The 25,924-nt window shown below is 68.2% G+C and carries 21 protein-coding genes; 8 read left to right on the top strand and 13 right to left on the bottom strand.

All coding sequences use genetic code 11. The annotated features are described in order from the left end of the window. Positions 1–239 precede the first annotated feature (239 nt). The 10 genes from MJ797_RS10615 to MJ797_RS10570 form a co-directional block, all read right to left on the bottom strand. Positions 240–575, bottom strand: a complete 336-nt coding sequence (locus MJ797_RS10615; protein ID WP_255720378.1) for an RNA polymerase-binding protein RbpA — start codon at positions 573–575, stop codon at positions 240–242. A gap of 164 nt (positions 576–739) precedes the next feature. After that, positions 740–2,524, bottom strand: a complete 1,785-nt coding sequence (locus tag MJ797_RS10610; protein ID WP_239334148.1) for an ABC transporter substrate-binding protein — start codon at positions 2,522–2,524, stop codon at positions 740–742. Further along, positions 2,521–2,751, bottom strand: coding sequence for a preprotein translocase subunit SecG (gene secG, locus MJ797_RS10605; protein ID WP_239308507.1), 231 nt, complete (start codon positions 2,749–2,751; stop codon positions 2,521–2,523). Before secG ends, MJ797_RS10610 begins: the two co-directional genes overlap by 4 nt. 191 nt (positions 2,752–2,942) lie before the next feature. Continuing rightward, positions 2,943–4,700: an ABC transporter substrate-binding protein gene (locus tag MJ797_RS10600; RefSeq protein ID WP_239334147.1), complete on the bottom strand. Its 1,758-nt coding sequence runs from the start codon at positions 4,698–4,700 to the stop codon at positions 2,943–2,945. Positions 4,701–4,838: 138 nt separating this feature from the next. After that, positions 4,839–5,660: a triose-phosphate isomerase gene (gene tpiA, locus MJ797_RS10595; protein ID WP_239334146.1), complete on the bottom strand. Its 822-nt coding sequence runs from the start codon at positions 5,658–5,660 to the stop codon at positions 4,839–4,841. After that, the gene (gene pgk / locus MJ797_RS10590; RefSeq protein ID WP_239334145.1) at positions 5,660–6,862 is read right to left on the bottom strand and encodes a phosphoglycerate kinase; all 1,203 of its coding nucleotides are present in this window, start codon (positions 6,860–6,862) and stop codon (positions 5,660–5,662) included. Before pgk ends, tpiA begins: the two co-directional genes overlap by 1 nt. Before the next feature lie 122 nt (positions 6,863–6,984). Beyond that, positions 6,985–7,995, bottom strand: coding sequence for a type I glyceraldehyde-3-phosphate dehydrogenase (gene gap / locus MJ797_RS10585; protein WP_239334144.1), 1,011 nt, complete (start codon positions 7,993–7,995; stop codon positions 6,985–6,987). A 102-nt stretch (positions 7,996–8,097) separates the two neighbouring features. Next, positions 8,098–8,340, bottom strand: a complete 243-nt coding sequence (locus MJ797_RS10580; RefSeq protein ID WP_239334143.1) for a hypothetical protein — start codon at positions 8,338–8,340, stop codon at positions 8,098–8,100. A 1,130-nt stretch (positions 8,341–9,470) separates the two neighbouring features. Continuing rightward, positions 9,471–10,646 carry a glycosyltransferase gene (locus tag MJ797_RS10575; RefSeq protein WP_239334142.1) on the bottom strand — a complete coding sequence of 392 codons (1,176 nt, stop codon included), beginning with the start codon at positions 10,644–10,646 and terminating at the stop codon, positions 9,471–9,473. A gap of 117 nt (positions 10,647–10,763) precedes the next feature. Next, complete coding sequence (locus MJ797_RS10570; protein WP_239334141.1) at positions 10,764–12,083, bottom strand: nucleotide sugar dehydrogenase; 1,320 nt, start codon at positions 12,081–12,083, stop codon at positions 10,764–10,766. Positions 12,084–12,259: 176 nt separating this feature from the next. Between MJ797_RS10570 and MJ797_RS10565 the strand changes: the two genes are divergently transcribed. Both MJ797_RS10565 and MJ797_RS10560 read left to right on the top strand, forming a co-directional pair. Beyond that, the gene (locus MJ797_RS10565; protein WP_239334140.1) at positions 12,260–13,393 is read left to right on the top strand and encodes a glycosyltransferase family 4 protein; all 1,134 of its coding nucleotides are present in this window, start codon (positions 12,260–12,262) and stop codon (positions 13,391–13,393) included. A gap of 65 nt (positions 13,394–13,458) precedes the next feature. Then, on the top strand, positions 13,459–14,064 hold the full coding sequence (locus MJ797_RS10560; RefSeq protein ID WP_255738740.1) for a protein tyrosine phosphatase: 606 nt from the start codon (positions 13,459–13,461) through the stop codon (positions 14,062–14,064). Here the strand turns inward: MJ797_RS10560 and MJ797_RS10555 are convergent. Continuing rightward, on the bottom strand, positions 14,003–15,697 hold the full coding sequence (locus MJ797_RS10555; protein WP_239334139.1) for a bifunctional diguanylate cyclase/phosphodiesterase: 1,695 nt from the start codon (positions 15,695–15,697) through the stop codon (positions 14,003–14,005). The genes MJ797_RS10560 and MJ797_RS10555 overlap by 62 nt on opposite strands. Positions 15,698–16,181: 484 nt before the next feature. Beyond that, a complete protein-coding gene (wecB, locus tag MJ797_RS10550) occupies positions 16,182–17,354 on the bottom strand; it encodes a non-hydrolyzing UDP-N-acetylglucosamine 2-epimerase (RefSeq protein WP_239334138.1) in 1,173 nt (390 codons plus the stop codon). Positions 17,355–17,613: 259 nt separating this feature from the next. Here wecB and MJ797_RS10545 point away from each other — a divergent pair, with 259 nt between their 5' ends. The 5 genes from MJ797_RS10545 to MJ797_RS10525 all read left to right on the top strand — a co-directional run bounded on the left by MJ797_RS10545 (position 17,614) and on the right by MJ797_RS10525 (position 24,949). Then, entirely contained in the window at positions 17,614–18,972 is a 1,359-nt protein-coding gene (locus tag MJ797_RS10545; RefSeq protein ID WP_239334137.1) for a glycosyltransferase family 4 protein, read from the top strand. Between the two features lie 7 nt (positions 18,973–18,979). Next, complete coding sequence (locus tag MJ797_RS10540) at positions 18,980–19,843, top strand: SDR family oxidoreductase (RefSeq protein ID WP_239334188.1); 864 nt, start codon at positions 18,980–18,982, stop codon at positions 19,841–19,843. Next, the gene (locus MJ797_RS10535; protein WP_239334136.1) at positions 19,840–21,714 is read left to right on the top strand and encodes a heparinase II/III family protein; all 1,875 of its coding nucleotides are present in this window, start codon (positions 19,840–19,842) and stop codon (positions 21,712–21,714) included. The genes MJ797_RS10540 and MJ797_RS10535 overlap by 4 nt, the downstream gene beginning before the upstream one ends. Continuing rightward, positions 21,711–23,972, top strand: coding sequence for a bi-domain-containing oxidoreductase (locus MJ797_RS10530; protein WP_239334135.1), 2,262 nt, complete (start codon positions 21,711–21,713; stop codon positions 23,970–23,972). The genes MJ797_RS10535 and MJ797_RS10530 overlap by 4 nt, the downstream gene beginning before the upstream one ends. Positions 23,973–24,109: 137 nt before the next feature. Beyond that, on the top strand, positions 24,110–24,949 hold the full coding sequence (locus MJ797_RS10525) for an oligosaccharide flippase family protein (RefSeq protein WP_239334134.1): 840 nt from the start codon (positions 24,110–24,112) through the stop codon (positions 24,947–24,949). On the opposite strand, the gene MJ797_RS10520 is transcribed toward MJ797_RS10525, so the two are convergent. Continuing rightward, entirely contained in the window at positions 24,937–25,320 is a 384-nt protein-coding gene (locus MJ797_RS10520; RefSeq protein WP_239334133.1) for a hypothetical protein, read from the bottom strand. The two genes, MJ797_RS10525 and MJ797_RS10520, sit on opposite strands and share 13 nt — an antisense overlap. Before the next feature lie 95 nt (positions 25,321–25,415). On the opposite strand from MJ797_RS10520, the gene MJ797_RS10515 reads away from it, so the two are divergent. Then, a complete protein-coding gene (locus MJ797_RS10515) occupies positions 25,416–25,817 on the top strand; it encodes a transposase (RefSeq protein ID WP_308128304.1) in 402 nt (133 codons plus the stop codon). Positions 25,818–25,924: the final 107 nt, after the last annotated feature.

Raw genomic sequence — 25,924 nt, 5'->3', positions numbered from 1 at the left:
GGCCGCGGCGCCGTGGGGCTGGGGCACGAACCCCAGCCCCGCTCCTTGACCCACACTCCGGCCGCCGGAGCCACTACAGAGCGCCCGAGGACAGGACTGTCCGGCTCGCGGCTCCCCGCATCCCGCCCGGCCGCGTTGTCCTCAGCCGGCGCCCACCACCAAGGCGCCTTCCTCCGCAGCCTTGCCGGACCGGGCGCGGATGAGCCGCTCACTGACCGAACGCTCTATCCTCGGGCGCTCTAAACGGCGCCCCGCAGCTTGGCAAGGGCCTCGGCCAGGATCGCCTCGCCGTCTTTTTCGTTACGCCGCTCCCGGACGTAGGCGAGATGGGTCTTGTACGGTTCGGTCTTCGGCGGCGCGGGCACGTTGTCACGGTCGCGGCCCGCCGGGAAGCCGCAGCTTGGGCAGTCCCAGGTCTCTGGAATCGCGGCCTCCGCCGCAAACGACGGCCTGGTTTCGTGATTATTGGCGCACCAGAAGGAAATCCGCTGCCGCGGGGCGGTCTCGCCCCGTTCAGCCTCCCCCATTGGTCCCGCTCCTACCCGACTTCCTCGGATGGCGTTACCACCTGCCACGGTCCGTCTACTCCTTTGTCTCGTCCCGCTGGTTGACTCCGGACCCGGCCCCCAGCGCCTGCCGGTTCGGCCTGACCGAGTGTAAGACGAGATGGGCCGACCTCGTCGCACCCACCACCGCCGGTCATCCGCACGACGGTTTCAGGTCACTGTAAGCGCACTTCTCACGCAATGCCCATAGATACGCTGGTGGGATCACCGTTGTCGAGCGAGCCCAGCCGTACGAAACCACGAACGTTAACGCTGTGCATACGCGGCACCACGGTAACAGCCAACGGGATAACCGCGGCATCGGTGAGCAGCTCCCGTTCCAGATCACCCCAGCGGGTGTTGGCGGTGGCGGCATCACGCTCGGCGAGGGCGCTGTGCAGCAACAAGGTGATCTGTTCATTACGGTATCCGCCATCGGCCGGTCGGGGCCCCGACCATGCCGGCTCCAGCATGGGCTGGAACACGGTGCGCCCGGCATTGCCGAACCACTGTGGCGTCACGGTGTCCAGGGCGAGGTCCCAGGACTGGCTTTCGGCGACCGCCATGGCGCGCGAAGGATAGTCGACAGCGGGCACCGCGATGACGCGCAGTGCCACGCCCCCGCGGGCGAAACCATCCCGGAGCGCTGACGCCACACCCGCGGCCGCGGCCGAATCGGTGGTGAGCAGGGTCAGCGCGGTCAGCGGACCGCCAGGCGCGCTCCGCGCCCCCTCCCGGCAACGGGTCGCGTCGCCGGTCGAGCCGAGCGTGGGGAAGGGATCCCGGGGCTGGTAGCCGGCCATGGGGGCTTGCAGCAACTGCGCGGTCGCGGTGGCCGTGACAGGCCCGCCGAGAGCCGCCGCGACGGCCGCGCGGTCCACGCAGTACGTGAGTGCCACCCGGACGGCGCTCACCCGCAGGGCGGCGGCGGCCGGGCCGTGCACCCCCACAGTGAGCGACACGACGGATCCCGGGCCGTCGGTGGACAACCGGCCGTCCGCCCGGGCGTCCAGCCCCGCCACCTCCGCGGCGGGCACGGGACTGTCAAGGGCCATGTCAGCCCGCCCGGACTCGATCTCGGCCTGGGCGGTGGCGGCGTCCATGTTGATGCGTAGCGTGACATGGTCGGCAAGTGCCGGGCGGACACCGTCCGATGACGCGCTCCAGGCCGGGTTACGGGAGAGCCGGTAGGCCTCGTCGTTCACGGCGGCCGAGAAATGGTAGGGACCGTCGGAGATGAGGTGCTCCAGGTAGCCCGACGAATCCGGCGGGTATGCCAGAGCCTCCTGCGGTACCGGTGCCGCCGCCGGCAGGGCCAGGACATCGGCGAAGTCGGAGGCCGGCTCAAGCAGGTGGAACTCGATGGTCTCATCACCGATGACCTGGACACCGCTGATGTCGCGATGCTCGATGAAGTCACGCGCGCCACCTACCGGAGTCCGCGCGAGATCGTCACAGTAGACGGCGAAACCCGTCACGGTGGCGGCAAAGTACCCCCGCATGGGCGAAGGCTTCGGCGGGGTGCACAACCGCTTGATGCCGCGGGCGACATCGGTCGCGGTGACCCGCCTGAAGCCGGGGGTGTCCCAGCGCACCGAGGAACGCAGGACGACCGTGTAGACCTTCCCGCCCTCGCTGATCTCAGGGGGGCCAACCGCCAGATCCGGCTGGGGTGCCGCAGCGAAGACCGGGTCAGTGCTCGCGCGGTAGGAATACAGTTGGCGCGATACCAGCCGTACCAGCATCCTCGAACCGGCGTCAGCCGCCCAGCCGGGGTCACCGGTGGGCATGGTGGCGCCGACCAGGCGCAGCGTTCCGCCGGGCTTGTCCGTCGGCTCGGAGGTGACCGTGGTCGTGACCGGCGTCACCCGCACCGGCCCGGGACCGCCCTCGGCGCATGCCGCAGCAGCCCCGAAGAGCACAACCAGGCAGACGATCAGCGCCGAGGCCGGCGTTCGTGTCCGTCCAGGGCCGCTCACTCCTTGAGAAGGAGGCCTAGGCCGATGATGGAGGTAATCCAGATCAGCGCGACGGCGATCGTCAATCGATCAAGGTTCTTCTCCACGACCGAAGAACCCCCGAGCGAGGAGGACACACCGCCGCCGAAGAGCGTGGACAGCCCACCCCCCTTGGCCCGGTGCAGCAACACGAGGAGCACCAGCAGCACACTCGTGATGATCAGGGCAATGGACAGCCCAACAGTCATCTCTTAGACCTGCTCCCGCGCCGTCGTCATCCAGCCGTCACTGTGAGGCCTCACCGGGCGCGCGAAAGAACATGATCGCGCCTCCAGCGGAGGTACAACAATCGTGCCAAGTTACATCACGGCGTCCCGGTCGTATGAACGGCACGCCACGTCCCGGCTGCCCGGGTGATAACCGTCCGGGCACATGCCCGTTACGGGACGACGCCGAGCGAGGTGAGGTCCACCATCATGAAGGCCGACGAGTAGCGGATGTTGGTGAGCCGATCGCTGTAGACGTTGAGTGCCCGATCATAGAGCAACGGGATGTAGGCGCCAGACGCGACGACCGCCCGGTCCAGCGCCGTCCAGATGCCGGCCGCGTCATCCTCGTCCACCGTCTGGATGGCGCGGTCGAGGTCTGCGTTGATCGCGGGCTGATCCAGCTCGGCGAGGTTGAGGTTGTGCTGGGGACGGATCTCGCGCCCGTCGGCGAGCGGGCCGAGAAAGGCGTACGGCGTTGGCCGGTCACCCTGCCGGGCAGTCAGTATGAGGCCGTAGTTCATGGCGTGCGCACGGTCGGGTGTCCCGATCACCGCGGCGGGGTATTGCGGATCATCCACAACGCTGACGGTGACCGTGATACCGACCCGGGCCAGCGAGACACGGAGCGCCTCGGCCTGTGCGGCGTCCAGCGGGTCCGGCCCGGTGACGAGCGTCGTCGCGAAGCCGGCGGGCTGGCCGCAGGCAGCGAGTTCCGCCCTGGCCCTGGAAAGGTCGCCGGTACCGCCGGGGCTCGGGAAGAGATCAAACCAGGAGTAGTAACGCACCGGCGGCGTGAGCATCGTCCCGGCGATGTCCCCGCCGATGATCGGGCCTCCCCGGGCGGTCTGCTGGGCCTGCCTGTCCAGTGCCCAGGCCACGGCGGCGCGGCAGTGGATGTTGCCAAAAGGAGCGGTCCTGGTCACCACCGCCAGGTAACGCAGGATGCCCGTGGGCGCCTCGACAGTGCGCTCCGCCCGCAGGCTCGGGTTCGCGACGATCCGGGCCGCGGCCTGGGCTCCCACCCCGGTCTGCGCCGCGGCGACGTCGACCTGGTCGGTCAGGATGCGGTTGTCGATGTCAGCCGCGGTAAGCCCCATCCGCTCCACGACGCGATCCGGGAAGGCGGACCGGTTCGGGTCGGTCTTCGGGCTCCAGCTCGGGTTGCGTACCAGGGTGATGGACTCATCCGGACGGTAGTTCTCAATCTTGTACGGCCCCGAGGCGACCGGCCGCGCGCCGTAGGCCGCGCCGGTGTCGTGCGCCCGTGGCACCGGGGTTGAGACCGGTGAGGCCATCACGAGGTTCCAGTCCGCGAACGGCCGGTTCAGCCGGAACGTGATGGTCAGGTCATCCGGAGTCATCACCGAGGCGAGACCGAGGCGATCGGGATCCGGATCGTTGTAGGGCCCCGCGTAGGGGGCGTTGTCGTCCGCGAGCAGTTTCACGGCCTCACCCGGACCGCCGGTGATCACGTCCGTGGCGAACGCCCGCTCGATCCCGTACTTGATGTCCCTGGACGTGATCGGTGTGCCATCCTCGAACGCCAGCCCCGCGCGGATGGTGTAGGTCCAGGTACGCAGGTCCTTGGACGTCGGCACGTCGGTGGCGAGGTCTCCGGCCAGCTTCGCGACGCCGGCGCCCACGCTGTAGGTCACCAGCTGGCGGGAGATCCACCGCTGCTGGTTCCAGCACCGGACGGCCGAGGTCCGCTGCGGGTCCCAGGAGTCACAGTCGGTAGTCGCCGCCACCCGCAGCGTCCCGCCGGTCCGATCCGACGGCGCGATGATCCTGGAGCTGATCGCGGCGGGCGGGACCAGCGGGGCGGGCGAGACCTGCCCGTGACGTCCCGCGCCTGTACAGGCGACCGAGGCAAGACCGAGGACAGCCACGACGGTGCCGACCCGGGTGAGCGCATGCTTGCGTCGCATGGTCTGAGCTGAGCCCCTTCCCGGCGGGAGCGCGTCCCGCCACCGGAGCCACCCAAGCACACCCGGATCAGGCCACCTGCCGCGCAGTGGCTCGTCCGCCCGTCCGCTCGTCCGTTCTCAGGAGTCAGGACTCAGGACTCAGCTCGGCGGCGCGCTGCGGACGATCGCCGCGAACTCCGCCGCGTCCAGGCTCGCGCCACCGACGAGACCGCCGTCCACGTCGGGCTGGGTGAACAGTTCCGGCGCGTTCGACGCCTTCACCGACCCGCCGTAGAGAATGCGGATGACAGCGGCGGCCGCGGCGCCGAAGTGCTTGGCGAGCCGCCCCCGGATCGCGGCGCACATGTCCTGTGCGTCCTGCGCGGAGGCGGTCCGCCCGGTGCCGATCGCCCACACCGGCTCATAGGCGACGACCAGCGTGCGGGCCTGTTCCAGGGTGATCCCGTCGAGCGAACCGTCGATCTGGTCGAGAACGTGGGTGACGTGGCTGCCCGCAGCCCGGACCGTCTCGGGCTCCCCCACGCACACGATCGGGGTGATGCCGTGGCTGTAGGCGGCCCGCGCCTTGGCCGCCACCAGCGCGTCGTCCTCGTGGTGGTCGGCGCGGCGTTCGGAGTGGCCGACCACCACGTAGCCACAGCCCAGCCGGGCGAGCATCGCACCGCTGATGTCACCGGTATGGGCGCCGGAACCGTGCGGGGAGAGATCCTGGGCGCCGTAACCGATGGCAAGCTTGTCACCATCGATGAGGGTCTGGACACTGCGCAGGTCGGTGAACGGAGGCAGGACAACGACCTCGGCGTTGTCCAGTTCGGCCGGCTTCAGGTCGAAAGCCACCTTCTGGACGAGCGCGATCGCCTCGAGGTGGTTCAGGTTCATCTTCCAGTTGCCCGCGACCAGCGCCTGCCGCCCGCTGCCGCGCGGCTTCCTGCCGTCACCGGCTTGCTTGTCGATCGCCATCATGCCTCCAGGGCCGCGAGACCGGGCAGGACCTTACCCTCCAGATACTCGAGGCTGGCACCACCTCCCGTGGAAATATGACTGAAAGAATCCTCGGGGATACCAAGAGTACGCACAGCGGCGGCCGAATCCCCTCCACCGACGACGGTCAGACCGTCGACCCCGGCAATGGCCTCGGCCACGCCCCGGGTACCGGCCGCGAACGGCGGGAGCTCGAACACGCCCATCGGCCCGTTCCAGAACACGGTGCGGGCACCGCGCAGCCGGCTGGCGAACAGCGCCACCGACGCCGGGCCGATGTCGAGGCCCTTCTGCGCGCCGGCGATGGCGTCGGCCTGGACCACCGCGGTGACCGCGTCAGCCGAGACCTCCTCGGCCACCACCACGTCGGTGGGCAGCACGATCCTGTCCCCGCCCTCGCCCAACAGCTCCTTACACGTATCGATCATGCTTGCTTCCAGCAGCGAACCGCCGACGGTGTGTCCCCGCGCCGCGAGAAAGGTAAAACACATCCCGCCGCCGACCAGGAGAGCGTCGACTTTCGGCAACAGCGCCCGGATCACCGCGAGCTTGTCACTGACCTTCGACCCCCCGAGGACGACCACGCAGGGACGAGCCGGGGACCCGGTGAGGGCCGCCAGCACCTTCAGTTCGCCGGTTACCAACGCTCCGGCGGCGTGCGGAAGCCTTGCGGGCACATCCACGACGCTGGCGTGCGCCCGGTGGACGGCGCCGAAGGCGTCGCCGACATAGCACTCGGCCAGGCCGGCGAGCTGGTCCGCGAACGCGGCGCGTAGCGCCGGGTCCTTGCTCGTCTCGCCGGGATGGAAACGCAGGTTGTCCAGCAGAGCGACCTCACCGTCGCCGAGTTCGGAGACGACTTTCTGGGCATACGGCCCAGCGATGTCACCGCCGCCGTCACCGGCGAACGTGACCGGCCGCCCAAGCAGCTGCGCGAGCCGCCCGACGACCGGGGCGAGCGAGTACGCCGGGTCCGGCATGCCCTTGGGACGCCCCAGGTGGGAGCAGACGACCACCCGGGCGCCGCGGTCCAGCAGCGCGCGGATGGTGGGAACGCTCGCGCGCAGCCGCCCGTCATCGGTGATTCGGGGAGTGTCACCGGACCGGTCCAGTGGAACATTCAGGTCGCTGCGGACGAGAACCCTGCGCCCGTCGACCTGTAGATCGTCAATCATTCTCACGCCGTTTGCTCCAGGGTTTCCAAAAACACGCGAAAGTTGTCGAAACCTCCCACGTCAGCCCATCCGGACCCCCGGATCGGCGCACGGGCCACACGCGCGGATAATTCATGATCGTGCCATGGTCACTGAAGACGTCCGCCAACGAGAGCGGTGAGATCCACCAGACGGTTGGAATAGCCCCACTCGTTGTCGTACCAACCGATGACCTTCACCTGGTTGCCGCTGGCCATGGTGAGCAGCGAGTCAAAAGTGCACGAGGGCGACGTGCCGACGATATCGGAGGAGACGATCGGATCCTCGGTGTAGACGAGGACGCCCTTGAGCGCGCCGTCGGCCGCCGCCCGGTAGGCCGCGTTGACCTCCTCGATCGTGACCTCGCGCTTGAGGGTCGCGACCAGATCCGTCACCGAGCCGTCAAGGACGGGCACTCGCATGGCCAGGCCGTCCAGCTTGCCCTTGAGCTGCGGCAGGACGAGGGACGTCGCCTTGGCCGCGCCGGTCGTCGTCGGGATGATGTTCTGCGCGGCGGCACGGGCACGACGCAGGTCCGAGTGCGGGAAGTCGAGGATGACCTGGTCGTTGGTGTAGGCGTGCACGGTCGTCATCAGGCCGCGCTCGATGCCGAAGGCGTCCTCAAGGACCTTGGCCAGCGGCGCGACGCAGTTGGTCGTACATGACGCGTTGGACAGGATCGTGTGCTTCGCCGGGTCGTACACGTCGTCGTTCACGCCGATGACCACGGTGAGATCCTCGCCCTTGGCCGGGGCGGAGATGATGACCTTTTTCGCGCCCGCCTGGACGTGCTTGCGCGCGTCGTCGGCCGAGGTGAACCGGCCGGTGGACTCGACAACCACATCGACCCCGAGAGCGCCCCAGGGGAGCGCCGCCGGATCACGCTCGGAGAGCACCTTGATGAAACTGTCACCGGCCTTGATCCCACCATCGCCGACACTGACCGCCTCCGCCAGCGTACCCAGCGTCGTGTCGTACTTCAGCAGGTGAGCGAGGGTCTTGTTATCAGTAAGATCGTTGACCGCGACGATCTGTACGTCGTTACGCTTACTCGCCTGAAGCGCCCGCCAGAAGTTGCGGCCGATACGGCCGAAGCCGTTGACACCCACTCGCGTAACCACGTCAGGGAACCTCTCTGCCGTCATGTGCTTTCTGTTGTCGCAGTGAGCCTAACGACTTCGGACATCATCGGCCGCTATCCGGCCGGATCGCTGTTGGTCTCCTCACAGATCGGCGCCCGGCGCGCCCATGAGCTGCTTACCTAGCGCTTTTTCCAGATTTGTCGGGCTACCGGTTGGCTGGATCGCGCTTGTGCCGACCTGGTTCACAGCTTCGCGAAGCACAAGATTTTCATTTACACAGCGTAACGATTTTCGACACATCCACGCCTGCCGCCCAGGTGCGGCGCGCCCCTCCAGCAACATCCGTGCTGCTCCCGACAGGACGGCCGGAAGTGACATGGACACGACGGCTCCCGGATTGATCCAGACCGCTGTCCGCCGGGTCTCTATGGGTCACGCCCCGACCACCACCGCGATCCGACCTATACATCAATATTCTCGATAATGCAAATATTCGATCAAAAACACCGGACCGCATCGTCCCCAGCGCCATGGCACGCCGCGGCTCGCCACACAGGGCTCATCACACAGCGGCTCACCGCGCCGCGCCGCACCGGGTCGGTGCCGGCGTGGCCATACCGGCACCGACCCGGGTGGGCCGTCGCCCCGGCACCGGCCGGGCGCACCGGCGGCACCCGTGGCGCCGGTGGCACCGACCGGTATTCCAGGCAGGGCGGAATTCACCTCGGCGATACCGTCCTGAATGTATTTCAGCGGACCGGTACCGGAAAATGAGCGATACGCCGGGGCGAACCGAGAATTCATACACGGGCAGCTCCGGGGACAGCGAATCGCCTCGCTCGTATACGGCGCGGTGCGGTAACTTCAGGGCTCGGCGGTCAGCGAGCGAACCAAATTCCGCAGGGACGGATGTCACCTAACTGGGAGTAGACGCACGTGCTTGAAGCGCCCTAAGCTGCCAAACAGTTCAGCCACCGACCGCCGCCGGAAACATGCGGAAGAGGGCTGGATGCGAGATCGTTTCTCCCGCCTCCGGCCGGCCGAGGGCGGCGCGATATTGGCCCTTTTCGCGCCGTCTTCGGTTCGGCCGGAGGATGCCTACAAGCTCCTCGGTGGCCGGCTGACCGTGCCCTGGCCACCGGGGCCGAACGGGTATCGGCGGTCCCCGCCTCCGTCCCCACTCACCCCACCGGGGTGGGGGCCGCCGGTACCTTTCAGCGGGTGCGGCGGCACAGGTTACGGCGACAGCCCCCGGTCGTAACGACTTGTGCCGCCGCGCCTCGGCAACCGGCTGCGAACACGAAAAGAAAAAGGAAAAACAGAAGAACGTGGTGGCGGCCCCGCCAGTGCGCCAGCCCAACCCGGAAACCCTGCCGGTAAAGGCTCATCGGCTGTTCCACGGGCGGGTTGAACAGACATCGGGCAACGGCTACCACGGCCTGCGGAAAACCCCCGGCCCCATCCCCCAGAATTCCTCCACCAGATATTCTCAATCATGATCGAATATCAATCGATCATAGCTCTCCGCGTGGCGCTGGAAGGCCCGTGGAAATCGGCTCGGACCATATCGCGGTCAGCTCCCGCTGCCAGTTCTCGATCGTGAACGGTGAGCGGACGAAGTGCCGCAGCGCGGCCCGTCGATCGTCCAGGGACGGCGGGACGTCGGTCAGCGCCCGCGCGGCGTCGGCCCAGAGCCCGTCCGCGGCGGACAACGGCAGCATGGTGATCCCTGGTAGGAGCCGAGAGATCTCCCCTACGCCGGCCAGGTCCGCGGACAGCACGGGAGTGCCCACCGCGCAGGCTGCCGGCACGGTGCTGGGCAGGCTTTCGCGGTCGGAGGTGACCAGCAACAAGGACGCGGCGACCAGCAGCCGCGGGATGTCATCGCGTTCCCCGAGCAGTTCGACACGATCGCGGACATCATGCCTGACCGCGGCGGCGAGCAGCGCCGCAGTTTCCGTGGGCTCCTGAGGCCCGACGAGCCGCAGGCGGGCGTCGGCCCCGCGGGCGCTGAGAGCCGCAAGGATGTCCACCGGGCGAAGCCGGTCCGTGTCGTTCGTCGCGAGCCGTCCGACGTGAAGCATGGTGATCGGGATGTCGACGCCCGCCGGCACGGTCTCCAGCGCTCGCCGCCGGGCCGCGATGGCAACGCCGAACGGCTCGACCGCCAATCCGTCGTAGATCACCCGGCAGCGCGGGTCGGCCCGCCATTGCGAACACCAGAACCTGCGGATGGTGGTCTCGGACACCGCCAGCAGATCGGTCGCGCCAGCGTCAATCAGGCCCCGGTCGACAGCGCGCCCCAGCCATGTCACCGGACTGCTGCCCCGCCCGCCCAGGCTGTCGTGGAGATGGGCGACACGCCGGCGCACCCGGGCCATCCGGGCGAGTCCGAGCACAGTCCCGGTGGATGCCCGCGCCCACGAGTGGACTACCGACGGCCGTAGTTGGCGGAGCAACAGGAAGAAAGCCCGCGGGAAGGACGGGCCGGGCCGGCAGTGGTACACCTGTCCCCCGAGCGAGCGGATCTCGTCATCACACGCTCCCGGTCCGTCGGCCAGGGCGCAGAACACCAGCCGGAACTCACTCGGATCGAGCCGGCTCATCAGCTCGACGGTGCGCGGCAGCAGACCACTCCGGTTCACGGTGTCGACGACGTGGAGCACCGTCCGTGGCCGTGCGGCGCTCACGCGGTCTGACCGGCGACTGCCCGACCGACGACGAGGCGAGTACCACCAGCCGGCCGGCGAACTCGGCGCCGCCAACGCTCAAGCGACCCACTCGACGGCCGGAACGAGGACCGTTCGTCACAGGAGGGCAACATCAACCCCGGCAACATCAACCTCGGCGATCTCAACATCACCATGACCTCCGGAGTGCCGTGACGGCAGCCAACAGCGGGTGTCGAGAACGGCGCGGGCGTTGCGTGCCACCAGGCCCCGCTCGAAGGCATCGTGATCGACCAGGACTACGACCAGGTCGGCGGCGGCCAGTTCCTGGGCGTCCGCCTCGACAAAGGCCACGCCCGACGGCAGGCAGGAGCCGTCGACGTGAGGGTCCGCGGCTCGCACGTCCGCGCCGAGAGCGGCGAGCAGAGCGGCGACCCGCACCGCCGAGGACTCCCGAGTGTCGCCGGTGTTCTTCTTGTAGGCCAGCCCCAGCAGGAGGATCTGGCTGCCGTTCACAGCCATGCGCCGACGGTTGAGCATCTCCACGGCCCGGCGCACGACGTGGTCGGGCATGTTGTCGTTCACGTCGTTGGCGAGCTCCACGAACCGGAAGCTACGCCCGAGGCTGCGCCGCACCCGCCACGACAGGTAGGACGGGTCGATCGGCAGGCAGTGCCCGCCCACGCCGGGGCCGGGGGTGAAGCGCAGGAAGCCGAACGGCTTGGTCGACGCCGCCTCGACGGCCTCCCAGACGTCGGCCCCCAGCTCGTGGGCGAACATCGCCAGCTCGTTCACCAAAGCGATGTTGACGTGCCGGAAGGTGTTCTCCAGCAACTTGGTCAGTTCCGCCGTACGGGTGGACGCCACCGGCACGGTCCGTTCGACGAGGGTGTCGTAGAACTCCCGTACGGCCCGCAGCGACGCCGCGTCGATCCCCGAGACTACTTTCGGGGTGTTGACCAGGTTCCAGGTCGGATTGCCCGGGTCGATCCGCTCCGGCGAGTATCCGAGGAAGAACGAGTCCCCAGCGACCAGCCCGGAGGACTCCTCCAGCAGAGGCCCGAACAGTTCGTCGGTGCTGCCGGGGTACGTCGTGGACTCCAGCACCACGGTCGCCCCGGCCACCAGCTGCGCACCGAGGCTGCGCCCGGCGCTCTCGATGTAGGACAGGTCCGGAACGCCCTCCCGCAGCGGCGTCGGAACCGTCACGACAGCCACGTCGAACCCGGCGGCGTCCGCGTAGTGGGAGGACGCGTAGTAACGACCACTTTCGAGTGCGGCGGCCACGATCGAGTCCGGGATGTCCTCCACGTACGACTCGCCGATGCCGAGCCGTTTGACCCGCCCTTCGTCGATCTCGATCCCGACGACCGACCAGCCGACATCGACCGCCCGCATCGCCAACGGCAGGCCCACGTAGCCCTGGCCAACAACAACCAACTTTCCGCAACGACTCATACGCAGAGAGTCGCAGATCAAGAGATTGCCGAGAGGGACGCCGCGGTGCGTGTCGCAACGGAAGCACACCCGGAAACGCACCCGAACTCAGACCTCAGCCGCGACCCCCGATGCGACACGGCGCAGAGTTGGCAACACAGGGAGTAATTTTACTGCTACATAAAGTGGCCATCCCGGTGGCACTCGAGAACGGACCTGAAGGAGTGGCGGACGACGTGGTGCTCTCGGCAGTGGTCGCGCTCCTGGTCACCATGACCATGACACCAATCGTGATCAATTGGATGCGCCGCCTTGCGGCAGTCGACCAGGTGACCGAACGATCGTCACATCTGGTGCCGACCTACCGAGGCGGCGGCGTGGCCGTCGCCCTCGGGCTGTTCACGGGAACGCTGGTCCCCGTCATCGATCCGGCGGTCATGCCCCCTCCTGAGGTGTTCGTAGTGGTTGTCGCGGTCGCATTGTTCGGTCTCATCGGCCTCATCGAGGACGTCCACGGCATCCCCGCACCGCGCCGGCTCGGCCTCCAGATAGCTGCGGCAGGTACAACGGTCGCGGCCTGGTTCGTTGTCGCCCGCCCGGAGCTACCTGTCCAGCTCGTGCTGCCGGCCGCCTGCGCGGCGGCGCTGTGGATCACTGGTTTCACCAACTCTTTTAACTTCATGGACGGCATCAACGGTATCTCCGCCGGCCAGACCCTCGTGACCGGCATTGCCTTCGCGCTTGTCGGGCATTGGGAAGGGCTCGATGCCCTGCGCTACGGCGGCGCCATGGCGGTCGGCGTCGCGCTCGGTTTCGGCCCCTACAACTTCCCGCATGCAAAGATCTTTCTTGGTGACGTGGGCAGCTACGCTCTTGGCGCAATGATCGCCGTCCTGGCACTGACCGCGGTAGCGCACGGAGTTCGGCCTGAGACCGTTGTCGCGCCGCTTCTGGTCTACCTCGCTGACACGTCCTGCACCCTGGCGCGACGGGTCCGCTCCGGCAAGGGCTGGTACACGCCGCACCGTGACCACGTCTACCAGCGGCTCACGGTGATAGGAGGATCACATACCCGCGCCACGCTGCTCGTTTCAGCGGTGACCGCGGCCAGCGCGGCTTTCGGTCTCATCAGCTACAGTGCGGCACCTGCGGTACGACTCGGCTCCGCTGCCCTGGCCATCCTGCTCATCTGCGGATACCTCATGCTGCCTCGCCTCCTCACGGCCACCAGACGTGCCAGGACGGTCGCAGACAGAAATGGTCGCCTCCCGGCGGAGCACACCGGAGCCGCAGGACGGCCCGACCCGGCCCGCAACACGCCGGCGGCGTGATGAGCTCTGGAGCCGGCCCCATCGCGCCACCTCCCAGCGCTGTGCCCGCACCGTGGCACGTGCTGATGGTCTGCAGGGGCAACATGTGCCGGTCACCGACGGCCGAATACGTCGCCGCCGCGGCGCTACGGGCCGGTCTGGGCGCCGAGACGGATTCGGTGACCGTCAGCAGTGCCGGGACACACGCCCGTGCCTACGCGCCCATGCACCCCCACACCGCGACGGTCCTTGCCGAACGAGGCCTCAACCCAGCTGGCTTCGCTGCGTACCGCATCGACGTCGATACGGTACGCAGCGCCGGCCTCGTGCTGTGCGCGGAGCGCAAACACCGCGGCATCGTTGTGACGATGGTGCCGAAAGCCGTGCGCCGTACCTTCACGCTGCGGGAGTTCGCCCGTCTGACCACCGGAATCACCCCTGCGGACATCGTCTCCACCGACCTCCCCTCCGACTGCGATGCGGCCGGCTCGCTGCCGGCATACGGGGACGCGCTGGTTGCCCTCGCGGTGAGGCGTCGGGGCCTGACCCGGCCTGAGCGTCCCACCGACGACGACATCGCCGACCCGGTCGGAGCCTCGATCGAGGCGTTTCGGTGCTGCGCCGAACAGATCAGCGCCGCGCTGGCGTGGCCACTTGAGCTCCTGACTCTCGCCGCACGCATGACCGGCTGACCTCTACCGTCATATCACCACCCATAATGATCATTTCCTGAAATAACCGAGGGCGCCGGGCCCACTGGCCCAACCAGGGCAGGACCTCGTCGCCGGTCATCGGCCGAGAGATGAAATAGCCCTGTGCCTCGTCGCATCCCCAGGCCGCCAACAGCGCCCACAACCGGATGGTCTCGACGCCTTCGGCGACCATCCGCAGCCGGAGCGTATGCGCCAGGGCAATAGCCGAACGAACGATCTCCGCGGCTGAAGTGTCCCACTCGATGTCACGAAGGAAGACCCTGTCGAGCTTGAGCTCATCCGCCGGAAGATCACGCAGGTAGGCCAGTGAGCAGTAGCCGGTGCCGTAATCGTCAAGGCTGACCCGGACGCCAAGCGCCCGTAATCGGGCGAGCGTGCGCTGGGCATCTTCACGCCGCGTCATCACGGAATCCTCGGTGATCTCCACGCAGAACGCGGCGGGAGGGACTCCGGCCGCGCCGAGCGCATCGTGCACCACAGGTACGAAGGTGGAGTCGACGATCACGGACACGGGAACGTTCACCGACACCGACAGCTCCGCCCCGGCCGCCCGCCAGCGTGCGCACTCGCCCAGTGCCATCCGCAGGACGAGCAAGGTCAGCTCCGGCATCAGACCCGCTGCTTCCATATCGGGGAGAAAAATGTCCGGCGAGCGGACGCCGTCAGTGGGATGGCGCCATCGCACCAACGCCTCCATCCCGCTGACCCGGCCCGTGCGCAGATCCACCTTGGGCTGGTAGCGCAGTTCGATCTGCCCGCCTTGAAGGCCCGCGCGAAGCTCGGTACGCAGCCGTAACTGGGCCGGGCTGGGCCGAACCAGCCGTGTGTCGTACACGCTGTGACCAGTATGTGCCTTCTTCGCTTCGCGCAGGGCAATGGCGGCGTTACACAGCAATTCACCAACGTCGCGACCGTGCTCGGGAGCAACGGCGATTCCGATCTTCGCCTCCAGCGGTACCCGCATCCCGGCCAGGACGAACGGCACCCCCAGAGCGTTGCGGACACGAGCCAACGTCTCGGCCGCCACTGTCCGGGCCCGCTGCGCATCGATGCCGTGCAGCAGCAGCACGAACTCATCCCCACCGACTCGTGCGAGGATATCCCTCGGCCTCCTGACCACGCTGATCCGCCGGCTTACCTCAACCAGTAGGCGGTCGCCGTATTCGTTTCCCAGGCTGCCGTTGATCTCATTGAACCGATCGATGTCGATCAGCAGTAGAACGAAGGAAACATAACCGGAGGATCCGGGCCGCGTACGCTCGGGGCCTCCGGCCCCTACGGAACAGCTGCCCGAGATATCAGCGAACGCATTGGTGGCCTGGTCGAGAAAGCCGTGCCGGTTGGCCAGGCCGGTCAGTTCGTCGACCCGCCCACACTCACGGCCGGGGCGGTCAGGCTGACTCTCGCGATCCGTGGGCCGGAAGCGGACAGCCAGTCCAGCCAGTTCAACCAGGAAGATCACAGCGGCGAGACACATACCGCTCCCCAGCAACGAGACGAACTCGGCGTACGCCATCGGCCAGGTCAGCAGTGTCGCGACAATCAACAACATCGTCCAGACCGGGATGGCGGTGGCGACGAGACCGACAAGCGGCGCCGGTTCCGCCGTCATCGGCGCAGTGCCTGCGGTAGAGGAACCGACCCGCTCGCCGGCCTGGCCCGGCGCGGTTACCCGTGTCGTTGAAAAGATATCCGTGGAAACAGTGGAAAGGGTGGAAGCAGCAGAATCAGCTGAAGAAACCCTCGGTAACATGTATCCATAGACAGCCCGGAGCCGCGCCCGACGGCCGGGCGCGAGCAGCTTCACCATTGAGCCGACGGCGTGGCCGCAGGCTTGTGGCCGAGACGGCCGCCACTGTGGACAAACATCATTTCCCCCGAAATGCAGACGTGCCGGATGCCTCATCTGAGATATCAGAGGATAACCTGCTGGACTCGTCCGGAATGCAGAGCTTCGGCGCCTCTCCGGGGCCTTTTCGCCCTGGCTGTCACCCGTACCATGGCCATCCGTCTGGCACCGATCACACAATGCCTGAACACCGACGGCGTGGTCTGCCGAGGCGGCCACAATGTGGTCCGAACAAGCAGCCGGCGACCTACGGGGCGAGCTGGCGGACGACATCGACAGCGACACCGCTGTCGCCGGTGGCCGGTTCGACAAGGACATCCGGCAGGATTTCGGTCGGCCGGCTGCCGGGCCGACCGTAGGCCCCCGCGAGAAGCACCTCCGCGATTCGCCTGCCAGCACAGCCATCCCACAGAGCGGGCCGCCGCGGCGGCGGCGGCGAAGTGAGCGCACTCTCCGCCGCCTCGACGATCCGTTCGGGATCGGTGCCGACGATCTGATTGGTACCTTCAGTGACAGTAATTGCGCGTTCCGTCGTGTTACGCAACGTCAGGCAGGGCACCCCCAGCACGGTCGTCTCCTCCTGGACCCCGCCGGAATCCGTCAGGACAAGCCGCGCGCCGGCCTGCAGAGCCAGGAAGTCGAGGTAGCCGGCGGGCGGAAGCGCCGTCACACCTGCCGGGAGCCGGCCGTTGATGCGTGCCCGGGTCCGGGGATGCAGGGGGAAGATGAGTGGGCATCGCACTGCCACCGTTGCGAGGGCTCCGAGCAGGCCCGCAAGAACGTCCGCGTCGTCCACGTTGGACGGGCGGTGCAGCGTCACCAGCCCATACCCGCCCGGCGCGAGGCCGAGCCGGGACAAAGTCGGCCCCTCCCGCGCCCGCTCGATGTTCGTGAGCAGGGTGTCGACCATGACGTTGCCGACGAGATGGATCTGGTCCGACCGGTAGCCCTCGCGCCGGAGGTTGTCCGCGGCCTCCGCGGACGGTACGAGCAGCAGGTCGGCGACCCGGTCCACCACCACGCGGTTGACCTCCTCCGGCATCGACCAGTCGCGGCTGCGCAGGCCCGCCTCGACATGGGCGAGCGGAACACCTGACTTCGCCGTGACCAGCGCACAGGCCAGCGTGGAGTTGACGTCACCGACCACCACGACAACATCCGGGCGGACGTCTTCGAGCAGCGGCTCGAACGCCGTCATCACACCTGCGGTCTGGGCCGCGTGGTTGCCCGAACCGACCCCGAGGAAGTGGTCCGGGGTGGGCAGGCCGAGCTCATCGAAGAACACACCACTCATTGCGCTGTCGTAGTGCTGCCCGGTGTGCACCAGCGTAGCCCGTGCGCGACGGGCGAGGATCGCGGCGAGAACCGGCGCGACCTTCATGAAGTTGGGTCGAGCACCGGCAACGAAGAGCACATGCACGACGGACTCCCTGCGTGGTCGATGGCGCGGCGGGGCGAGGCTCCGGCCGCCGCGCCCGCAGTGTGCATACGGATCGTATCCAGATAGGCACGCTAAGCTCTGAAGCACTGACAGCGCGTACTAAGAGCGACCGGCAATAGGTGCGTGCCCCAACCCCGCGATGCCGCGTCCCCTATTGCCGGTCGCTCTAGGCCGTTCCTCGCTCAAGGGAGATCCGTGAAGTCCGCCTCCATCACGTACTCACAGTCGAGGTAGCCCGATGACCGCAAAGGCGACTACACAACGGCTCCGGGTGCTTCTGATCACCCACTACTTCCCACCCGAGGTCGGCGCCCCGCAGGCCCGGCTCGCCGAGACTGCCCGGGAATGGGCCGCAGAAGGCGTCGACGTGACAGTCCTGACCGGGATGCCCAACCACCCCACCGGAATCATCCCGCCGGAGTACCGCGGTGCGTGGCGACGAGTCGAACACCACGACGGTTACCGCGTGGTACGGACGTGGGTGTACGCGACGCCGAACGAGGGCATCGTGCGGCGGGCTCTCGGTCACCTGTCGTTCATGGTGACCAGCGTGCTGCTCGGCGGGAGGGCAGCCGGTGGGGCCGACGTCATCGTCGTGTCGTCGCCGACGTTCTTCCCGCTCGGTTCGGCATGGCTGCTGGCGCGCCTGCGGCGGGCCCGCCTGGTGGTCGAGGTCCGCGACCTATGGCCGGCGATCTTCGTGCAGCTCGGGGTGCTGCGTAACCGCCGTGTCATCGCCGTGCTCGAACGTCTGGAGCTCGCCGCCTACCGGGCCGCGGACGCCGTCGTCACCGTGACCGACGGTTTCCGGGATGACATCATCGGGCGCGGCATCCCGGCCAGGAAGGTCCACACCATTCACAACGGGGCCGATCTGCGCCGGTTCAGCCCGTCCGATCCGCCCTCGGCAGCCCTGGGTGCCCGATCCGGCGACACCCTCGTGGTCTACATCGGCGCCCATGGGATCTCCCAAGGCCTGCCCTCAGTCGTGGACGCGGCCGCCGAACTCGCCGGAGAACCCGTACACATCGCCTTCGTCGGCGAGGGAGCCGACCGGCAGCGAGTCGCCGACCGGGTGGCCGAACGTGGTCTCACCAACGTCACCATGCATGCTGCGGTACGCCGCGACGAGGTTGCGGGAATCGTCGCCGCGGCCGACATCTGCCTTGTCCCACTGCGGGACGTGCCCCTGTTCACCACGTTCATCCCGTCGAAGATGTTCGAACTGCTGGCCGCCGGACGCCCAGTCATCGGCGCACTCGCCGGTGAGGCTGCCCGCATTCTCGCCGCGGCGGGCGGTGTTGTCGTTCCGCCGGAAGACCCCACCGCGCTCGCCGACGCGATCCGGAGCCTGGCCGGCGATCCGCACCGGCGCAAGGCAATGGGCGTGGCGGGGCGTGCGTACGTCACGGATCATTTCGACCGCGCGGTGCTCGCGCGCCGCTATCGCACCCTCCTCGAGGAGGTGACGGGCCGCTCGGCCGCCGTGCCGAAGCAGCGGACGGCGAATGTCGCTGAGCCGATCACGGTCGGCCGGCCGCCGTCTCCCCGGCGTCCGCAACCGTCCGGACAACCGCTACCGGGCAGCGGGAGCTGACATGAGGATGCTGGTGACTGGTGGAACCGGGTTCCTGGGGCGCCGAGTCGTCGCCCGCGCGATCGGCGAAGGTCATCATGTGGTCGGGTTCGCCCGCAGCGCCGCGGCGATTCGCGCCCTCGAAGAGGCCGGCGCCGAAGCCGTTCCCGGCGACCTTGACGACCCGGCTTCGGTGGACGCCGCCTTCCGGGCGTCGAATGGCGACATACTGATCAACATTGCCTCGCTCGGGTTCGGGCACGCGGACATGATCGTGTCAGCGGCCGAAGACGCTGGACTGAACCGTGCGATCTTCATTTCGACAACCGCGATCTTCACAACGCTCCCGGCCCCGACGAAACGAGTTCGTACGCAGGCCGAATCAACGATTACCGGCAGTGGGCTCGACTGGACCATCCTGCGACCCACGATGATCTACGGAGGGCCGGACGACTGCAACATGGCCCGCTTGCTAGCCGTCCTGCGCAGGTCAAAGGTGCTGCCACTGCCCGGCGGTGGCAACCGCCTTCAACAGCCCGTCCATGTTGACGATCTCACCTCCGCCGTGTTGGAGGCGGCCCGGCGGGACACGACCATCGGTCGGACGTACACCATTGCCGGGCCCGAAGCGCTTACCTTCCGCACGATCGTCAAGGAGGCTGGAGCAGCGGTCGGTTGCCAGGTCCTCACCGTTGCGCTTCCGTTGAGAGCCACTCTCGCGGTCGTAAGCGGTTACGAACGACTGGCTGCCAGACCGAAGCTGCGTGCTGAGCAGATCGCCCGGCTCGCTGAGGACAAGGCGTTCCCCATCGACGACGCGGCCGCCGACCTCGGCTTCGACCCGCGGCCATTCCAGCAGGGCATCCGAGCCGAAGCGGAGCTACTGGTATGACGGTTCTTCGTCATCTGCCGGACCTCGATCCCGGTACTGTCACCAGCTCCGCGGGCACGCAAGCGGGCCGATATCTCCGCACCGTCGCGCACCTTCAGCCGGGGCAGATCGCCGCTCGCGCGCGCCTGCGCACCCAACGAGCATTCGCCTCCCGGATGCCCCGGACCGCCGAACGGATGCTCGGCCTGGCCGCGCCGGCTGGCGATAACTGGCCGCGCTCATTCGTGCCGTTCGACGGGCGCCACGCCGACACCGGACCGGACCCGACCGAGATCCTGGACGGATCGCTGACCCTGCTCGGCCACACCCGCCGGTTGTACCGGCCCGGCGAGAACCCACGCGCGGCCGACTGGGTGCAGGCCGACGCGCCGCTGCTGTGGCGCTACCATCTGCACTACTGGGACTGGGCCTGGTCACTGACGGTCCATCCCGACCGCGATCAGGCCCGGTCGGTGTTCGCCCGGCTCTACACGTCCTGGCGGACCACCACCGCGGCTCCCCGTGGCACCGCTTGGGCGCCCTACGTCGCGTCACTGCGCGCATGGACGCTGTGCGCGCTGTTCGAACCGCTGGTCCGCAACAGCGCGGTCACGCCGACGATGCGCGTGGACCTCGGCCGGCACGAGGCCTTCCTGCGGTTCCACCTGGAAACCGACGTCGGCGGCAACCATCTCATCAAGAACCTCAAGGCCCTGATCGGCCTGGCGGTCACCATCGGAGACACCGGAAGGCGCCACCGGTGGGTCGACATGCTGCGCGCCGAGGTCTGTCATCAGGTGCTGACCGACGGCGGTCACTTCGAACGGGCTCCCGCCTACCACTGCCAGGTACTCGCCGATCTCGACGACGTGGTCGGCCTGTTGGCGGCCACCGCGGCGGCGATACCCGACGAGCTGACCGACGCGGTCATCCGCATGCGGCAGTGGCTGCGCGTGGTCGTCGGGCCGGACGGCAGCGTGCCCCTGCTCAACGACGGTTACCCGGTCCCCGTCAACGCCGTCGCCGACCTGCTGCCCGGTGGAGTCACATCCACGAGGCAGACGTCCGGCCGGAGCCCGGCAGGGTTCCGGCTGCTCGCCGAGACCGGTCTCGCGGCCCTGCGTGCGGGACGTTGGCATCTGCTCGCCGACGTCGGGCCCGCGTGCCCGGACACGCTGCCCGCGCACGCCCATGCCGACACGCTCGCCTTCCTGCTCTGGTGGGACGGCGCCCCGCTGATCGTCGACACCGCGACCTCGACCTATGAGCCAGGGCCTGGCCGCGACGCCGAGCGCTCCACCGCGGCGCACGCGACGGTCGTCATCGACGGGATCGACTCGACCGAGGTCTGGGGCTCGTTCCGAGCCGGCCGCCGGGCCCGTCCGACGATCATCCAGATGGCGGTGGACGGCGGCGAGGCCGCACTCACCGCGTCCCACGACGGCTACCGGAAGCTGCCTGGACACCCGACACACCAACGCCGCTTCCGCGTCACAGCCGATCGGGTGCGCATCGACGATCGGGTGACCGGCTCTGGACGCCACCAGGTGGAGGTCCACTTCCCGCTCGCGCCCGACACGGGCGCCACCGTGGAGGACCCCGCGCGCACCGTGCGGATCCGCACTGCGGCCGGGCAAGAGATCATCCTGCATACCCGAGTCACCGATGCGGGTGCCACCGCCGCACCACGATCGTCAGGGCGCTGGGACCTCCGCCCGGCCCGGCGGGCCGTCGGGTGGCAGCACACGGTGCCGGCACTCACCGCCGTCTATGTCATCGACGCGCAACTGCCGATCGAGATCCGCACGGACCTCGATGCCGTCCGGCAGACGACCGGGAAAACCGGCAGGAACGCGCGCGGCCTGCAGCTGGAGAAGGCGGGACGAACATGAAACAGGTGGTACAGGCTATCCGGGGTGGCGCGGTCGAGGTCCTCGACGTTCCCGCCCCCAGGATCGGGCCCACCGAGGTTCTCGTCCGGACCATGGCGAGCATCGTCTCCCCCGGCACCGAACGAGCGGTGACGGCACTTGCCCAGTCAGGGCTGGTGGCGAAGGCTCGGGCCCGTCCCGACCTGGTCCGCCAGGTGGCGGCGCGGGCCCGGACCGACGGGATTTCCACAGCCGTCCGGGCAGTTCAGACGCGGCTCGGCGGAGACGTACCGCTCGGCTACAGCGCTGCGGGCATCGTGGTGGAAATCGGAGAGATGGTCAGCGGAATCTCCCCGGGCCGGCTTGTCGCAACCGGCGGGGCCGGCTGGGCCAACCATGCCGAGGTGCAGGCGGTGCCCGGTCTGCTCTGCGTACCTGTTCCGGACGGGGTCGAGGCCACCGACGCCGCGTTCGCCACAGTCGCTTCGATCGCCCTGCACGGATTCCGCCTCGCCGATGTCGGACCAGGCGCGAAAGTGGTGGTCGCGGGCCTCGGGCTGGTCGGCCAGCTCGCCGCCCGGATCGCGCTCGCGAGCGGATGCGACGTGGCCGGTGTCGACATCGCCGATCTGCCGCTGGCCGCCGCCGCGCGGGCCGGCGTCCGCGCGCTGCGGGAACAGGGCGAGGTGACAACCGCTGATGTGCTGCGGTGGACCCGCGGCCGGGGCGCCGACGCTGTGCTGGTCTGCGCCGCCACACAAACCTCGGAACTGATGGCCCGGGTGCCGGCTCGCTGCCGGGACCGCGCCACGGTCGTGGTTGTCGGCGACGTCGGCCTCGATCTGGACCGCACCCCCTTCTACGACCGGGAACTGTCGGTACGCTTCGCGCGCTCGTACGGGCCTGGACGCTACGAGCGGGCGTACGAGGACTGGGGAGTCGACTACCCAGCCGGGCAGGTCCGCTGGACCGAAGGCCGCAATCTGGAGGCCGTCCTTGATCTGCTCGCCACTGGCCGGCTGACAGTCAAGGATCTCGTCACACACAGTTTCGCCATCGACGACGCGACCGCTGCCTACACCCTGATCGAGAGCGGGAGCGAGCCGTACCTGGCCATCCGCTTCGACTATGACACCACCCGAACGCTCAGGGAAACCATCGTCCTTCCCACGCCGCGGACGAGCGCGGCGCATCGGCCGCGCCTGCTGGAGCTACCTGGGATACCAAAACTGCCGGGCCTGCCAGGACAGCGCCGTGCCGTGGACACGGACAGGCCGGCCGCCTCCGGCGGTCGCCACGGAGTGGGCTGGATCGGCTCCGGAGCCTTCTCGTCCACTGTGCTGCTCCCGGCCTTCCGTGCTGCCGGCTTCGACCGGTTCGTAGCGGTGAGCTCCGCCAGTGGCCTGACGGCCAGGCGGTTCGGCGAACGCGCGGGGTTCACCAAAGTCGCGGGCAGCGCGGAGGGCGTCATCACCGATCCCGATGTCAGCGTGGTCGTCATCGCAACCCCGCACGACTCCCACGCCGATTTGGTCGTGACGGCGCTCGACGCGGGCTGCCATGTCTGGTGCGAGAAGCCGCTCGCGCTGTCCTTCGAGGAGCTGGAGAAGGTCGATGCCGCCGCACGCCGTAATGACCGGGTCCTCTTCGTCGGTTTCAACCGTCGCTGGTCGCCTGCTGTCGCACTCGCCCGGGAGCAGCTTGAGCGCCGGACATCTCCCCTCACGCTGGTCTACCGGGTCGCGGCCGGACCGGTCAGCGACAAGCACTGGTACGCCGATCGCCGCCAGGGCGGACGGCTGCTCGGGGAGGTTTGCCACTTCGTCGATACCTGCCTTTTCCTCAATCCCTCAAAGATCATATCGATGCAGACGCACGCCGCCGGAGCCCAGGGCGCTCCGGCTGTCGACGACGTGACGGTCGTTCTCGGGCACGCTGACGGGTCGACCTCGGTCATCGTGTACTCCTCGGCCCGCCCGCCCGGGATCGGCAAAGAACGCATGGAAGCTCTCGCGGGCGATCTGCATCTCGTCCTCGACGACTTCCGCGATCTGAGCGTCGCCGGGCGCAGCGTCTGGCACGGCCAGCAGGACAAGGGGCACAGCGCAGCTGTCCAGGAGTTCCGTCGGCGGATCGGGGGCCGGAGCGGTGACCAGGCATCAGCCTGCGGCCTGGACTCCACATTCCATGTCCTGGCCGCGGCGGCTGCGACAGCCCAGGCAACCGCTTGGTCGTCGCCAGCCCACGCCACAACCGATACAGCAAACGCCCCGAAGTGACTCCATCAAACACCGAGGTCATCAGCAGCACCGACACCCGTGGACCGCAGGCTGGACGACGGACCGCCCAGCACCGGAGGTCACGACGCCTAGCCATACCGTCCACAATCGCCGTCGCCGCGGGCAACGCTTCCGGGATGCTCATCGGCATGGCGTCGGGAATTGTGACTGCACGGGTGCTCGGCCCAAACGATCGGGGAGCCTTCGCGGCCACCCAAACCATGGCCGGTGTGGCGGCCGTCGTGCTCACCCTCGGCGTGACGCAGGCGGTAGTCACCGACCATGGATCCGACAGCGACCTCGTCGGCCCGTTGCTTGCCCAGGTCACGGCGGTGGCACTTGCGGGATGCGCGCTGTTCGGGACACTTGCGGCCACCCACGTTCAGCCATGGCTGGATGCACCCGCGATCATCGGCGCGGTGGCAGCCACCGCGGGCGGTGTCGCCTCGTCCCTAGCCTCCGGTATGGCGCAACGACGATCCCGGATGACCGGCGAGTTCCAGGCCGTACGGCTCATCCCCATGCTCGGGAGTCTGCTTTTGCTGGTAACCGCCTGGTTCGCCGGCACACGCGATGTCGGTGTCTGGATTCTCGCTTCGGGGGCTGGCGTCGCTATTCCCGCGGTCGGAGTGCTCGTCCGGACTCTGGGTGGCTTGAATGCGTTGCATGGACTACGCAGCGCCGTCCCAGCTCGATCACTTGTACTCAGCGCGACCATAGCGTTCCCAACCGCTGTCGGGGCACAAATAATCTATCGACTCGACTCGGTGATCGTCGCCATGACCCTACCCACGGCCAGCATTGCGTTCTACGGCGTCGCAACCGCAGCAAGCCTCACCTGCAGCAGGGATTTTTCAAAGTCCGTGGGGTGTGTTGTGGCTGGTCAGCGGGGGTCAGAGAGTCAGGATCTGGAGGGCCCGCTTGGGATCGCGGGCGTTGCTGCGGGTCTCTCGGGTGAACCGTGTTACTCCCAGTAGCCGAAACAGGTTGATGACGAGGTTGGTGATGGCGGCCCACAGTTGGGGGTTGTCGCCGGTACGGAGCCCGGCAGCAGGTAGTGCGCCAGCGTCATCCGGCGCAGGTAGAGGGTATTCGCCACGTTCGTCTGGAGAGCATCGGCCGTTATCACCATGTCACGCAGCGGTAGCGGTTCGAGGAGTGAGGCGACGTGCCTGACCTCGGTGGTCTTATTCTCCACCCGCTGTTGGGCGACCAGCATGCGCAGAGCGTGGACGACCGCGCCGAGCAGGTGCACCCTGGGCATCCCGCCGCGTTTCGCGCCGCGGGACTCCTTCCCGTCGACCGCGACAGCCTGCTGGCCGGCCTGGTAGGAGGCCTCGACCCGCACCGCCGGGTCGAGGAACGGGTGAGTCGGAGCGAGCCGGACACGGCCGTCCGGGTCGGTCTCGCGTAGCGCGTCCGACCGCGACCGCCGGCGCCGCGATCCGCGCCCGCTATCCGCATGCCCGCACTGTCGCCCGGATCCGCCGCCGGACCACCCGCACCGTCACCCGCGGCACCGGCCGGCACCGCGTCACCCGGAAGACCACCACCACAACCACCGTCCACGTGATCACCAGTCTGGCCCTCGACAAGGTCACCGCCGCCGAACTCGCCACGTATGTTCGTGATCATTGGACTGTGGAGCACACACATTGGCTACGGGATGTCATCTGGCGCGAGGATGCCTCCCTGCTCCGTACCGGCGACAACCCCCAACTGTGGGCCGCCATCACCAACCTCGTCATCAACCTGTTTCGACTACTGGGAGTAACACGGTTCACCCGAGAGACCCGCAGCAACGCCCGCGATCCCAAGCGGGCCCTCCAGATCCTGACTCTCTGACCCCCGCTGACCAGCCACAACACACCCCACGGACTTTGAAAAATCCCTGGGAGAGGCCGGGCAGCCACGTTCGCCGGATGGACTTGCCGAGTTCCGTTCCGCACTAA

It is taken from the genome of Protofrankia sp. CiP3 (genome assembly GCF_917627345.1).
Taxonomy (GTDB): domain Bacteria; phylum Actinomycetota; class Actinomycetes; order Frankiales; family Frankiaceae; genus Protofrankia.
This window is presented reverse-complemented; position numbering and strand designations above follow the sequence as displayed.

Bases quoted from the DNA above. Each gene is read 5' to 3' on its own strand.
- MJ797_RS10600 (WP_239334147.1), bottom strand. From the start codon at position 4,700: ATGCGACGCAAGCATGCGCTCACCCGGGTCGGCACCGTCGTGGCTGTC.
- secG (WP_239308507.1), bottom strand. From the start codon at position 2,751: ATGACTGTTGGGCTGTCCATTGCCCTGATCATCACGAGTGTGCTGCTG.
- MJ797_RS10525 (WP_239334134.1), top strand. From the start codon at position 24,110: ATGCTCATCGGCATGGCGTCGGGAATTGTGACTGCACGGGTGCTCGGC.
- MJ797_RS10540 (WP_239334188.1), top strand. From the start codon at position 18,980: ATGCTGGTGACTGGTGGAACCGGGTTCCTGGGGCGCCGAGTCGTCGCC.
- MJ797_RS10530 (WP_239334135.1), top strand. From the start codon at position 21,711: ATGAAACAGGTGGTACAGGCTATCCGGGGTGGCGCGGTCGAGGTCCTC.
- MJ797_RS10555 (WP_239334139.1), bottom strand. From the start codon at position 15,697: ATGACGGCGGAACCGGCGCCGCTTGTCGGTCTCGTCGCCACCGCCATC.
- MJ797_RS10570 (WP_239334141.1), bottom strand. From the start codon at position 12,083: ATGAGTCGTTGCGGAAAGTTGGTTGTTGTTGGCCAGGGCTACGTGGGC.
- tpiA (WP_239334146.1), bottom strand. From the start codon at position 5,660: ATGGCGATCGACAAGCAAGCCGGTGACGGCAGGAAGCCGCGCGGCAGC.
- MJ797_RS10560 (WP_255738740.1), top strand. From the start codon at position 13,459: ATGGTCTGCAGGGGCAACATGTGCCGGTCACCGACGGCCGAATACGTC.
- MJ797_RS10545 (WP_239334137.1), top strand. From the start codon at position 17,614: ATGACCGCAAAGGCGACTACACAACGGCTCCGGGTGCTTCTGATCACC.
- MJ797_RS10535 (WP_239334136.1), top strand. From the start codon at position 19,840: ATGACGGTTCTTCGTCATCTGCCGGACCTCGATCCCGGTACTGTCACC.